This window comes from Trichocoleus sp. DQ-A1 (assembly GCF_039961955.1).
In the GTDB taxonomy this organism is placed as follows: domain Bacteria; phylum Cyanobacteriota; class Cyanobacteriia; order Cyanobacteriales; family FACHB-T130; genus FACHB-T130.
On the sequence record NZ_JAMPKE010000007.1, the window covers coordinates 49,018 to 63,032 of the forward strand.

At 43.3% G+C, this 14,015-nt stretch carries 6 protein-coding genes; 5 read left to right on the top strand and 1 reads right to left on the bottom strand.

From position 1 onward, the window contains the following. Positions 1 to 120 precede the first annotated feature (120 nt). A complete protein-coding gene (locus tag NDI33_RS09330; protein ID WP_190676527.1) occupies positions 121 to 2,049 on the top strand; it encodes a glycosyltransferase family 39 protein in 1,929 nt (642 codons plus the stop codon). A gap of 61 nt (positions 2,050 to 2,110) precedes the next feature. On the opposite strand, the gene NDI33_RS09335 is transcribed toward NDI33_RS09330, so the two are convergent. Next, complete coding sequence (locus NDI33_RS09335; protein ID WP_242033171.1) at positions 2,111 to 2,425, bottom strand: hypothetical protein; 315 nt, start codon at positions 2,423 to 2,425, stop codon at positions 2,111 to 2,113. On the opposite strand from NDI33_RS09335, the gene NDI33_RS09340 reads away from it, so the two are divergent. The 4 genes from NDI33_RS09340 to NDI33_RS09355 all read left to right on the top strand — a co-directional run bounded on the left by NDI33_RS09340 (position 2,398) and on the right by NDI33_RS09355 (position 13,941). After that, the gene (locus tag NDI33_RS09340; protein WP_242033172.1) at positions 2,398 to 3,543 is read left to right on the top strand and encodes a M23 family metallopeptidase; all 1,146 of its coding nucleotides are present in this window, start codon (positions 2,398 to 2,400) and stop codon (positions 3,541 to 3,543) included. The two genes, NDI33_RS09335 and NDI33_RS09340, sit on opposite strands and share 28 nt — an antisense overlap. Before the next feature lie 115 nt (positions 3,544 to 3,658). Next, entirely contained in the window at positions 3,659 to 4,585 is a 927-nt protein-coding gene (locus NDI33_RS09345; protein WP_190676531.1) for an acyl-CoA desaturase, read from the top strand. A 613-nt stretch (positions 4,586 to 5,198) separates the two neighbouring features. After that, positions 5,199 to 6,479: a class I SAM-dependent methyltransferase gene (locus tag NDI33_RS09350; protein ID WP_190676533.1), complete on the top strand. Its 1,281-nt coding sequence runs from the start codon at positions 5,199 to 5,201 to the stop codon at positions 6,477 to 6,479. A 400-nt stretch (positions 6,480 to 6,879) separates the two neighbouring features. Then, the gene (locus tag NDI33_RS09355; protein WP_190676535.1) at positions 6,880 to 13,941 is read left to right on the top strand and encodes an ATP-binding protein; all 7,062 of its coding nucleotides are present in this window, start codon (positions 6,880 to 6,882) and stop codon (positions 13,939 to 13,941) included. Positions 13,942 to 14,015 lie beyond the last annotated feature (74 nt).

A 14,015-nucleotide genomic window follows, 5' to 3' on the forward strand; every position in this document is an offset into this window, starting at 1 on the left:
GGGTAGGCGGGAGTCATGACATCTTGCAATGGGTGCGCTGGCGTCGCATTTCCAGCTAGATTAAGGTCTGGGAAAATGCCTTTTGAGGTTGCCCATTACTGACGGACGGTTCGGGGGTTCATGAAATTTAGGGTTGAGCGAACGGTTAGAAGTTGGTGGAAATCTTGGGAGAAGCATCCCAGCGTGCTGGTGAGTCTATCGATTCTGTGGGTGCTAGTGGTTTGCTGGCTGGCTTTTGTGTGGAATTTAGGGAATATCGGTCTGGTTGATGAAACTGAGCCGCTGTTTGCTGAAGCTGCCCGCCAGATGACGGTGACGGGAGATTGGATTACACCGTATTTTAACGGGGAGACGCGCTTTGATAAGCCGCCGTTAGTTTACTGGCTGATGGCGATCGCTTATAAACTGATTGGCGTCAATGAATGGGCGGTGCGATTGCCTTCGGCGCTGTCTGCGATCGCTGTGACGGGATTAGGCTTCTATACGTTGCGCTACTATGGGCTTCCTTCTCCGAGTGCGGTGACGGGGCAAGCTAGGGATGGGATGATAACGCAGCGTCAGTTGTGGCTATCGGCTTTACTAGGTGCGGCTGCGATCGCTCTAAATCCAGAAATGATTGTCTGGGGACGCACAGGTGTCTCTGATATGCTGCTAACCGGCTGCGTGGGTTGTGCGCTACTTTCTTTTTTTCTTGGCTATGTCAACACCAACCAACCCGCGATCCAAACTCGTTGGTATCTCGCTTTCTACGTGCTAGTTGCCTTGGCAATCTTGACGAAAGGGCCGGTCGGCATTGTCTTACCCGTTCTGATTATTGGGGCTTTTCTACTTTACCTGGGCAAGGCTCAGGAAGTGTTGCGGGAGATGTTTCCGATTCGGGGCTTGGCACTGGTGTTGGTTTTGGCAGTGCCTTGGTATGTTTTGGTGATTTTGCGGAACGGCGAAAACTACGTTAATAAGTTTTTTGGTTATCACAACTTGGAACGCTTCACAGGCGTTGTTAATCACCACTGGGCACCCTGGTATTTTTACTTCCTAGTGGTGCTGCTGGGTTTTGCGCCTTGGTCGATTTATTTGCCGGTAGCGATCGCCCGTCTCCGCTTTTGGCAGCGCGGCAAATGGCGGGACTCCCCCCGTTCTACTCATTTAGGTTTATTTGCTCTGTTTTGGTTTGCCGGGATCTTCGGCTTCTTCACCGTTGCGGTGACAAAACTCCCCAGCTATGTGCTGCCTTTAATGCCAGCAGCAGGAATTTTGGTGGCACTTTTGTTCAGCGACCAATTGAGGACTGGGATGAAAGGATTGAGAACTGAGGAAGAAGTCGGTAGTTCAGAATTAGCAGTTAACCAGCCCGAAGGAGAATTCCCCACTCAGTCCTCAGTCCTCAGTCCTCAGCCCTCATTCCTCCGTCCTTTGTTTTGGAGTGGCGTTGTCAATGCGGTGTTTTTATCAGTTCTGGCAGGTGCGCTTCTATACAGCCCAAATTTCTTAGGATATGACCCGGCTGTGCCCGATCTGCGCCAAATGGTTCAACGATCCGGTTTGACGGTGTGGGGAGGCATCATCTGGGGAGCAACCGCTATTTGGACAGGGTGGTTGCTGCTGAAACGACGGCGGTGGCGTTGGCTGTGGACTTCAAATCTAATCGGATTTATGGCTTTTATCATCTTTGTGGTAACGCCTGCCTACTTCATGATGGATCGAGCACGTCAGATGCCGCTGCGGGAATTATCGGCACGGATCGCCCAAGTCCAGCAGCCAGGGGAAGCCATATTAATGATTGGTTTCAAAAAACCGAGTGTCGTATTTTACACGCAGCGCCCGGTGAATTACTTTGCCAAAGTTAGCTCGGCAATGGAATACATTGAAGCGATCGCGGCGACTCAACCCAAGCCACCTTCAGTACTGATTTTGACTGAGCCTAAATATTTAGAGAACACAAAAATACAGCCCAAGGAGTACCAAAATTTAGGCAAAGCTGGTGCTTATCAACTCATTCGGTTGTCAAAACAAATCGTCGCCAGTGTCCAGCATCGACACTCTAGCTAAATGCTAAATTGTTAAACTGCCGCAGCTTGCAGTCATATCAAGCCTGGATAATTGCCCGTGATTAGAACACCTCACGCCCAATCCCTCTGTCTTTTCGCTTAGGGGTTGGGGGTGGAGAGGGCAGCAAATGCAGTGGTTCGGCAATGCTTGTTCGGCAAGCCGACTGGAATATTAGGTGAATAAAATTTCTGGTGGCATCATGATGAAATTCGGCGTTTTGGCACGACTGAGTTTGAAAGGATGAAAGCACCATCTTCAGGAAAAAGGAAAAATTTTTGGCATCAGTGCCGATTGCCGGTTGTTGGTAGCCTAATTTGTAGCCTAATTTTCCTTTGGCTTTTGCTAGCGATGCCGGTGCTCGCTGAAGATTTACCATCGCCGTCACCCGTCACAATAGAAACGCTGCGACAGATGCAGCAACAACTAGATCGGCAGCGGTCTAATTATTCTAAAGAACGCGATCGCTTATCAAAACTCCAAAAAGCCGCGAAGGGACAACTCAGTGGCTTGCAGCAAAACCTGGAATTAACGGGCACCCAGCTTAATGACTACCAGTACCAATTACAAAGAGCCACTCAGGAATTAAAGACGTTACAAGAGGATCTGGCGATCGCGGAACGCTCTTATCAACAAAAGCAAGCCGCCACAGTCGCCCGTTTGCGTTTCCTGCAACGCCAGCAGCTCTCTCACCAAGGATGGGGAATGCTGCTTTCTAGCCAAAATCTCAGTGAGTTTTCCGACCGGCGTCGCCAGATCAAATTGGTGTTTCAAGCCGACCAACAAATCTTGAAAAACTTGAAGGCGGAAGCCGACCAAATCGATCGCCAAAAAACCGAGATCGAACAGCAGAAAAACCAAATTGCTCTGATTACCCAGCAATTGCTGGCACAAAAAGCCGAATTTGAAGCTCAGACACAGGCTCAGCAGCAGCTCATTCAACGCTTGAATACTAACCGGCAAGCCTTAGAAGCCGCCGAGAACGTTTTAGCAGAGGATTCCGCAGGGATTAGCACTCTCATTCAAAAACGAGTTGCAGAAGCGAAGGCAAAAAGAGAAAGAGAAGCGGCAGCGAGCAAAGCCATTCTTCGCGGGAGGGACATTATTCGCGGCACGGGTATTTTCAGCTACCCCAGCGATGCGGGAATTACAAGCAATTTTGGTTGGCGAGTCCACCCGATTCTGGGCTACCGCCGTTTCCATTCTGGTCTTGACTTTGGGGGAAGTTATGGCAGCACGATCCGCGCCGCCAACAGCGGAGAGGTAATTTTTGCCGGATGGTATGGAGGTTACGGGAAGGCGGTAATTATCGACCACGGCAATGGCATCACTACCTTATACGGTCACGCCAGCGAAATCTATGTTTCGGAAGGACAATCTGTAAACCGAGCCGATGCGATCGCGGCGGTTGGTTCTACTGGCTTTTCTACGGGACCCCATCTCCATTTTGAGGTGCGTAAAAATGGCACACCTGTAGACCCGATTACCTTCCTTTAGGCTCATGAAAACTGACTCGTATCAGCCCTAAACTGGACAATTATCCGGGAATTTAACGGCAAACAATCAGATATTCTTAGTTTTATTGCGCGAGTAGTCTATTTCAACCAAACAAGTGTCAATCTCTTTCTCGAATCCTTCTAAAATCAGCAATTTTCAGAAAACACTGAATGTCATCGTCGTCGCCATGCCTGTGGTGGGATTTATCGCGGCGACCCTGGCTATCATCTTCTGGGAACGTGGGGTCCAGCCGCTGGATCTGAGCCTACTCGTAGGAATGTATGTCCTGACTTTCTTTGGCATCACTGTGGGGTATCACAGGTTTTTCACCCATCGTGCCTTTCAGGCTGGGGCATTTGTGCGTGCCTTTTTAGCGATCGCTGGCTGCATGGCAGGTCAAGGCCCAGTCGCCAGCTGGGTGAGCCACCATCGCTGTCATCACCTCTACTCAGATACTCAACAAGACTTCCACTCACCAAATATTCACGGAGAAGGGTTTTGGGGAGTTGTTCAAGGCTTTTGGCACGCCCATACTGGCTGGCTGCTAAACGTCGATTGGACGCCCCCATACCCCTATGTCTCGGATCTCAATCGTGACAAAGTTGTCCAAAAAATCGACCAGCTCTACATCCTCTGGGTGCTACTTTCTCTGTTAATTCCGACGCTTCTGGGTGGAGTCTTAACCGGGTCGTGGTCGGGAGCATTGAGAGGCTTAATCTGGGGCGGAGGTATCCGGATTTTCCTCTTGCACCAGTTTACTTTTAGCGTCAACTCAGTCTGCCACCTTTGGGGAAAACGCCAATTTCCTACAGACGATCAAAGTAAAAACAACCTTTTCGTCGCCATCATGACCCTCGGTGAAGGATGGCACAATAACCACCATGCTTTCCAGCACTCGGCAAGGTTTGGACTCAGATGGTGGCAACTTGATTTCGGTTGGTTGGGTATCCTCGCCCTCAATCGCTTAGGGCTTGTCTGGAATGTCAAAGTTCCATCCTCAAGCGAAATCGAACTGAAAAGCATTACTTCTTCAGTTGGATAGTGAGTGAATTTGATCCATTAGCCGCTGAAAGCATCTCATTTTGATATAAAACGCCTGGACTAACTCAAAAATGTTGTTAGGCGTTGTTAGAAAGCGTTACACCCTGATATCCGAAAATTTCCTAGGGGCACGGCATTGCCGTGCCCCTACTTTTAGTGGAGATTACCTGCCTCTACAAATTAGGTTTATAGGGGTTTTCACTCTTAGTGCAATATAAAGAACCTTACCCGCAACCCCTCTCCGTGAACGGAGAGGGAATATTGAATCCCTCCCGGAAAAGCGGGCAGGAGTTGGGGTGGGGTTAAACCATACTGTATCCGATAGAGAATTGCTAGATTTTCTACCGCTATGTTTATGCAACTTTGGCGAATCTGCGATCGCGCAGTTGTCTCGCCTGCGATTAGACAGGTGTAGAAAAATTTCACGCGCTGTTAGTGATTAATGGTTATTCCTCTGTAGATATGAATGGTGCTGAGTTGAAAACTCATCATTAGTACCATTTCGGCGTTGTTGCTCTACATCGTCAGGCTAAGGTTGCCTCACCGTTTGGTGAGAGCAAATCTAAAATCCCCAATTGCTACTGACACATAACCATTAACACGCTAAATCAACTATGCCATATTCTTCTGTTCCTACCGGCATCCGAGATATCTTGAGCGAACGGTTTTCTCTCCTGCCTCTGAAATTCTGCATCGATTGCTGGGGGACAGACAAGATAATGACCAATGAAACTTTTGATGACTTGCTTCCTCAACTCACTTTGCAGATTCATCATCCCGGAGTCATCCGGACGCTAATTCTGAGTCAAGATCCTTTGGTTCTAGCGGAAGCTTACCTTCGGGGCTTTTTGGACTTTACAGGTAACATCGACGATCTGATGCTCTTAGAAGCGCTTTCCTTTTCCCAATGCGATCGCAGCACAGCAATCAAAGCTTGGATGGAAGCACTGAGTCTACCCCAATTGCCTTTATCGCAGCCAGAGAAATCACCTTGGCAGAAATTGATCGCTCATAGTCGCGATCGCGACTTGGCAGTTGTTCAATATCACTATGATGTTGGCAATGATTTTTACCGTCTTTGGCTCGATCCTTTACTCGTCTATTCTTGTGCCTATTTTGAACATCCTCAGATGAGCCTGCAAGAAGCTCAGCAGGCAAAGCTTGATTTGATCTGCCGTAAACTCCAATTAAAACCCGGCGAATATTTATTAGATATTGGCTGTGGCTGGGGAGCTTTGCTACGCTGGGCTGTAACTCATTACGGAGTGAAGGGATATGGCATTACTCTGAGTAAAGAGCAGCTGGCTTTTAACCAACAAGCGATCGCGAAAGAAGGTTTGGACACCCAGCTAAAAGTCGAGCTTCTCGACTATCGAAACTTACCCCAAACGCCAACCTTTGACAAAATTGTTTCAGTTGGGATGGTTGAACACGTAGGAATTAAAAACTACCCGATTTATTTTCAGAGTGCCTTCTCTACCTTGAAGCCTGAGGGTTTGTTTCTCAATCACGGCATCACCGCGTCAGAAAAATGGGACGGTTCCAGCCTCAACGAACGCTTTGTTCAACGTTATATCTTCCCAGACGGAGAGCTGTCCAGGCTGTCCGATTCTTTAGCTGTCGCTGAAGAGACGGGATGGGAGATTGTCGATGTTGATGCTTGGCGGATGCACTACGCTAAAACAATGCGCTGTTGGGCAGCTAATTTGGATGCAGTGATGGAGAAAGCGATCGCCCTCAGCAGCGAACGTAAAGTCCGATTATGGCGGCTCTATCTCATCGGTTTCGCTCTTGCCTTTGAACAGAACCACATGGGGCTTTATCAAGTCCTATTGCGGCGACGAGCAGATAAAGCGTGGAAATTGCCGTTTACCCGTAAAGATTGGTTATATTAAGAGTTTTAATATTGCTTGTTTCTACTACAGAGTGATGCCACAGCCGTCACTCTGTACAATCAGAATACTCACGGCCTTGGTAGACCACTATGCCCAGAAAACAGCAAAGCTGGATTGTTTTTCAGGCATCAAGAGCAGAATCAGCGATTCTGACGCTGTGTTGCCAGCAGATTGAACATTTAAATACAGAAGTTCTTACACTGATTCCCCGTTTAAATTTAGTCTGCGTCATTACTTTTGTGGCTAACCTTATACCAAAGATAGGCTGACAGCAACATTTGTAGCCAGATTATTAACTTTGCACTTTGGCGAACGATTACTGTATAAATACCCTGGCATATTCCTGACCAGTCGAACACTGTATTTGACTCTAGTTACCAGTTGAGACACAAACCAAATTATGCTAAAAATTCCAGGTTATACAATCACATCAAAAATTTACGAGGGAACAAAAACCGTTGTTTATCGAGGATATCGCCATCATGATGAGCAACCTGTTATTGTTAAGAGTCTTTGGCAAGAGTATCCAGCTCTCACGGAAATTGCCAAGCTTAAACATCAATATGAAATTGCTTATAACTTACCTATCCCAGGAATTGTTAAACCTTTAGAACTAGAAAGATATAATCAATATTTGTTTTTAATCTTGGAAGATTTTGGAGGAGATTCGCTACAAAATTTTCTCTTGAAAAACAAAATTGATTTAAAAAGAATTATTCAAATAATTATTAATGTTTCAGAAACAATTAGTCAACTCCATCAAAATAACATTATTCATAAGGATATTAAGCCTCAAAATATCCTTATTAATCCGGAAACGGGATTGGTAAAAATTACCGATTTTAGCATTGCCTCGCGTCTGTCCAGAGAAAACCAGATGATTGGCAACCCCAATTTGCTAGAAGGCACCCTTGCATACATATCACCAGAACAAACGGGGAGAATGAATCGCTCCATTGATTATCGTACCGACTTTTATTCCTTAGGTGTCACCTTTTACGAAATGCTAACTGGAAGGGTGCCTTTTCAATCTAACGATCCGATGGAGTTAGTTCACTGCCATATTGCCAGCCTTCCAATTCCACCCAATCATCTGAATCCAAACATTCCACCAGCGGTGTCTGACATCGTAATGAAATTATTATCTAAAAATGCTGAAGATCGCTATCAAAGTGCCTTTGGACTCAAGGCCGATCTAGAGACTTGTCTAACCCATCTAGAAAGTACAGGGAAAATTAGCGATTTCCCACTCGGTAGACACGATATCTCTGATAAATTTCAAATCCCCCAAAAACTTTATGGTCGAGACTCTGAAATTGCTTCTCTAATGGCAGCTTTTGAAAGAGTCAGCCTTGGCTCGACTGAAATGATGCTAGTTTCAGGATTCTCTGGAATTGGTAAATCAGCTTTAGTTAATGAAATTCATAAACCAATTGTACGGCAAAGAGGCTATTTTATTTCCGGCAAGTTTGACCAATTTAAACGGAATATTCCCTATGCTTCCTTAATTCAAGCTTTTCAAGAATTAGTTCGACAACTTTTAACAGAAACCCAAGAAAAAATAGACTTTTGGAAAACACAACTATTAGAATCTCTAGGTTGCAACGGTCAAGTCATTATTGATGTAATTCCAGAAGTGGAACTCATTATCGGCAAACAGCCACCAGTTCCGGAACTTGCTCCGACAGAAGCCCAAAATCGATTAAATTTAGTTTTTCAAAAGTTTCTCAGTGTTTTTACGAAAAAAGACCATCCCCTAGTCTTATTTCTAGATGACTTACAATGGGCCGATTCAGCCTCATTAAAATTAATTTATCTGCTAATGACCGATCCGGATAGTAAATACTTACTCATGATTGGGGCTTACCGAAATAATGAAGTGAGTGCAACTCATCCTTTAATGCTGACATTGGACGAACTGAAAAAGAGCAATATTGCAGTAAATAATATCTCTCTTAACTCTTTAGTTATTAACAATGTTAATTTACTAATTGCCGACACATTTAAATCTGAATCAACAAAAACGAATTCTTTGGCAAAGTTAGTTTTTAATAAAACTAATGGTAATCCCTTCTTTTTAACTCAGTTCTTAAAATCTCTTTATGAAGAAAATTTGTTTAACTTTAACCTAAAACAGGGATGTTGGCAGTGGGATCTGAAAAAAATTCGAGGAATGCAAATCACGGATAATGTAGTTGAGTTAATGGTGATAAAAGTTAAAAAGCTGTCTGAGTCTACTCAGAAATCCCTAAAACTTGCAGCTTGTATTGGCAACGAATTCAATTTAAAAGTTTTATCGATTGTTAATGAAAAGTCTCAGGTAGAAACTTCTGTTGAACTTAGGGAAGCCCTTAAGGAAGGGCTGATTCTACCCATTGGGAATGCATATAAATACGTTCAAGATTATACAGAAGATACTTTAAATGTTTCTCTCAATAATGATTTAGCTGTTGCCTACAAATTTCTGCATGACCGCGTACAGCAGGCAGTTTATTCCTTAATCCCAGAAACTGATAAACAACAGGTTCATCTCAAAGTAGGTCAGCTATTACTTAAAAATACAGATCGAGAAGAACTAGAAGATAAAATTTTTGATATAGTTAATCAGCTTAATTGCGGCAAAGATATCATAACTAATCAAGAGGCAAAATATGAACTAGCAAATTTAAATCTAACGGCTGGTAAAAAAGCAAAGCTATCTACAGCTTTTGAACCGGCATTAAAATATATAACTGCTGGAATGGAACTGCTTTGCGAGAAAGACTGGGAATTCCAGTATCCGTTAATACTATCTCTTTATAAAGAACGCGCAGAATGCGAATACCTGAACGGAAATATTGATGAATGTGAAAAGTTTTTTGAAATTATTTTAAATAAAGCCGCGTCTAATTTAGAAAAAGCAAGTGTATATATCATGAAAATCATCATATATACAACTAACTTGATGAAAACTAAAGAAGCGATTGAAATCGGTAAAGCAGGATTGAGGTTATTTGGTATCTCTCTCCCCGATGGTGAAAAGGAACTAAGGAAACTAATAGAATCTGAGACCCAAAAGGTTAAAGCTAATCTGGCAGGGAGAGAGGTTAAAGATTTGATTGATGCGCCAGATATGACCGATTTGGAGAAAGTAGCTGCTACCAAGATTCTTATAAATATGACTCCGCCTGCCCGATTTATTGGGAAGCATATATTTGATTCAATAATGTTAAAAATGGTGAATATATCTTTAAAATATGGCAATTCAAATGTTACTTCTTTTGCCTATATGTCCTATGGATGGACTCTGGCAGGAAGAGATGAGTTTGAATCAGCTTATCAATATGGTGAATTAGCCTTAAAAGTGAATGAAAAATTTAATAATATAACTTTCAAATGTAAACTCAACATGATTTTTGGTTCGTATATTAGTCATTGGAAAAATCATTTGAGGACAGAGTGTGAGGGATATCTAAAAAATGGTTTTCAGGACGGAATTGAAATTGGCGATTTTCAATGGGCTACTTATTCAGGTTACTATCGAGCTGTTAAATTAACATTTAAAGGAGATAATTTGGATGAAGTTTATCAAGAATCCCAAAAATATTTAGAGTTTACATCAAAAAAGAAAATACGCTCTTTTGTTGATATGTTTTTAGTCATCCAAAAGTTTGTTTTAAGTTTAAAAGGAGAAACAGAACAAAAAACAAGTTTTAACGATAATAATTTTAAAGAAGAAGACCATTGGGATGAATTGAAAAAAGTTCCAGCTCTTTATGTTACTTATTGTATTTTAAAGGCTCAACTACTTTATTTATACGAGGAATATGATGATGCGATGAAAGCGATCGCAGAAGGGGAAACACTGATCTCGATTCCCTTTGCGACCATCATGATACCAGAACATTATTTTTATTCTACTTTAATTCAAACAGCTCTTTATCCTACTTTGCTGGAAGTAGAGAAAGAGCAGGCAATGCAAAATCTATTGATAAATCTAGAAAAGATGAGGAAGTGGTCTGAAGCTTGCCCAGACAACTTTTTGCACAAATATTTACTAATGTCCGCTGAAATAGCGCGAATTACCGGCAAAGAGGGGGAGGCTTTGGATTTATATGAAAAGTCAATTAACTCAGCTAGAGAAAATGATTATATCCAGAACGAAGCGATAGCCAATGAACTAGCGGCAAAGTTCTTTCTCGGTAAAGGATACACTGTGCTGGCAAAAGCCCATATTCTGGAAGCTCACTATGGCTATCTTAAATGGGGCGCGATCGCTAAAGTGAATCATGTGGAAGAAAAATATCCGCAGTTCTTTTCCGGAGTATCTGTAACCGGCAAAGCTGGGGGTGTGAGCAACATAATTTCTTCTAGTACTGGCAGCGATTCGGGATTGTTGGATGTAACGACAGTCGTGAAAGCCAGCCAAACCTTAGCGAGTGAGATCGTTTTAGACAAGTTGTTAGAAAAGTTGATGAAAATTGTGATTGAGAATGCTGGAGCGCAGAAAGGCTTTCTCATTCTGGAAGAATCAGGCAACTTAGCGATCGCTGCTGAGGGAGAAGTTGATCGGGCTGAGGTAACTGTTCTCCAATTTATTCCCGTAGAATCCAGTCAGAAGGTTTCTCCTGCTATTGTCAATTATGTAAAAAGAACGAAGAATAATTTAGTTTTAAACGATGCCACTAACCAAGGCTTATTTAAATCAGATTCTTACGTTTTACAATATCAGCCTAAATCTATATTATGTCTTCCCATTATTAAGCAAACGCATCTAATTGGTCTGCTTTATCTTGAAAACAATCTGACGACTAATGCTTTTACACCTGACCGATTGAAAGTTTTGGAAATGCTGTCTTCTCAAATTGCTATCTCTCTAGAGAATGCCAAACTCTATGATGAGATGACAGCATTAAATGCTGACCTCAAGCAAGAAATTGACGAGCGCAAGCAGGCAGAAAATCGCTTACGCGAAAGCGAAGAGCGATTTCGATTGATTGCCGAAACTACTCCGGTTCCTCTACTGATAAGTCGTGTATCTGACAGCCAAATTCTGTATGCGAATATGGCGTGTAGCTCAACTTTGGGTCTATCCACACAAGAATTGATAGGTCGTCAGGCACAAGAGTTTCATTACGATCCTGAGGCTCGAAAAGAGTTGCTGAAGATACTGGCTAAAAATGGGTACGTCCGCAACTACGAATTTCAGGCAAAAAAGGTAGATGGAACGCCATTTTGGATTAATTTATCCATTCAGCCAATCGCATTCAACGGCGAGCAAGCAATGCTGAGTGGATTCCAAGACATTACAGAACGCAAACGGATGGAGGAGTTAAAAGACGAGTTTCTGGCAAATACCTCCCACGAACTCCGCACCCCGCTTAATGGCATCATTGGCATTACCGAATCTTTGATAGATGGTGTAACGGGGCATTTGCCTGAGAAGACAATTTATAATCTATCAATGGTAGTATCGAGCGCTCACCGGCTATCCAATTTGATCAACGATATCCTTGATTTTTCTAAACTGAAACATGGAAATCTACCACTTAAAATCAAGCCGGTGGGAATGAGAGAAATTACCAATGTGGTGCTGACTCTCAGCCAGCCTCTAATTGGTAAAAAATCTTTGCACCTGAGCAATAAAATTGCTCCAAATACACCGTCTGTTAATGCTGATGAAGATCGGGTGCAACAAATTCTCTACAACCTGGTCGGTAATGCTATTAAATTTACAGATTCTGGTGTGGTAGAAGTGTCGGCATCTGTGGTCGAGGAGGGACAGAAGGAAGATTCTTCTGACGCTGAATATTTACCTTATCTAGCGATTACCGTTGCCGATACGGGAATTGGTATCCCCCCAGAGAAATTTGGCAAAATCTTTGAATCTTTTGAACAAGCTGATGGCTCAACAGCAAGAATTTATGGAGGGACTGGTCTTGGTCTTGCGATTACTAAAAAGCTAGTGGAATTGCACAATGGAGAAATTTGCGTAGAATCTCAAATGGGCGTTGGTTCCCAATTTACGTTTACCCTACCCCTCTCAAAAGAGGTGAAGGTTGAAGAATTGAAGGTTGAAGAAAGGTTTAAGTTTAAAGAATTGAAACCTCGGCTTGGAAACCTGCAACCTGCTAAACAGCAATTTGCAACCCAAAGTGGCGACATCAAGATTTTGATAGTGGATGATGAGCCAGTTAACGTACAGGTGCTGGTCAACTATCTATCGGAGCAAAACTATTCCTTAACTCAAGCCTTTAATGGCATAGAAGCATTGGCAGCGATCGCGCAGGGGTTAAGACCTGACATCATTTTATTGGATGTAATGATGCCGCGCATGACTGGCTATGAAGTTTGCAAGAAAATTCGCGAACAGTATTCGCTGAACGAACTTCCCATTTTGATGTTAACTGCCAAAAATCAAGTATCAGACCTAGTAGAAGGATTTAAGTCTGGTGCCAACGATTATCTCATTAAACCAATCTCGAAAAATGAACTTCTAGCACGCATCAACCTTCATCTTCAGTTATCTAATCTGGAGGCGCTGCGGCAAGCAGAAGCGCGAGAACGAGAGAAAGCACAACAGCTAGAACTCACTTTAAGCGCATTGCAACGCACCCAAGCCCAGCTGATTCAGGCAGAAAAAATGTCTAGTATTGGGCAACTGGTGGCAGGAGTAGCCCATGAAATTAACAACCCAGTAAATTTTATTTACGGCAATCTTGCCCCTACAAATGACTATGCGCGAGACTTGCTCAATCTTATACAGATGTATGAGCAGTTTTACCCCGATCCAGTTCCAGAAATTCAGCGGGAGATTGAGACAATTGAATTGGAATATTTGAAAGAAGACTTCCCGAAAATCTTATCTTCTATGCAGGTAGGAGCCGAACGTATCCAATCTATTGTGCTGTCATTGAGAAACTTCTCGCGCTTGGATGAAGCAGAAATGAAGCCAGTAGATATTCATTCAGGCATTGAATCTACCTTGTTAATTTTGCAGCATCGGCTCAAACCCCAGAAAAACCGATTGGGGATTGAGGTGGTTAAAGAATTTGCTCGCCTGCCTAAAGTGGCCTGTTATGCAGGTCAGTTGAATCAGGTATTTATGAATATTCTCAGTAATGCAATCGATGCCTTAGAAGAGGTTTGTGGTTTATCGTTCGCGGGTCATGACCATGAACAATCAACCATGAATCATGAACAATCACCTACGATTTGGATTCGCACCTCTGTTGTAGAGGAGGATCGGGTTGCAATCCGGATTGGGAATAATGGGCCTAGCATGACAGAGGAAGTGCAAAAGAAGATATTTGACCCCTTCTTTACGACGAAGCCGGTGGGAGCTGGCACTGGCTTGGGATTGTCTATCAGCTACTCGATTGTGGTGGAACGTCACGGGGGACAGATTCGCTGTATTTCGTCACCCTTACAGGGCGTAGAGTTTATTATAGAGATTCCGATTCAGCAGCAAAAAAAAGGCTGATATAGACCAGGAGCAATCAAAATGAAGACTTCTGGCGTCAGGTGCAAAGCGAATCATTTTCTTTGAGAGGCATC

Excerpts from the sequence above, each read along its gene's own strand:
- NDI33_RS09335 (WP_242033171.1), bottom strand. The coding sequence starts at position 2,425 with ATGGTAAATCTTCAGCGAGCACCGGCATCGCTAGCAAAAGCCAAAGGA.
- NDI33_RS09355 (WP_190676535.1), top strand. The coding sequence starts at position 6,880 with ATGCTAAAAATTCCAGGTTATACAATCACATCAAAAATTTACGAGGGA.
- NDI33_RS09350 (WP_190676533.1), top strand. The coding sequence starts at position 5,199 with ATGCCATATTCTTCTGTTCCTACCGGCATCCGAGATATCTTGAGCGAA.
- NDI33_RS09340 (WP_242033172.1), top strand. The coding sequence starts at position 2,398 with ATGCCGGTGCTCGCTGAAGATTTACCATCGCCGTCACCCGTCACAATA.
- NDI33_RS09330 (WP_190676527.1), top strand. The coding sequence starts at position 121 with ATGAAATTTAGGGTTGAGCGAACGGTTAGAAGTTGGTGGAAATCTTGG.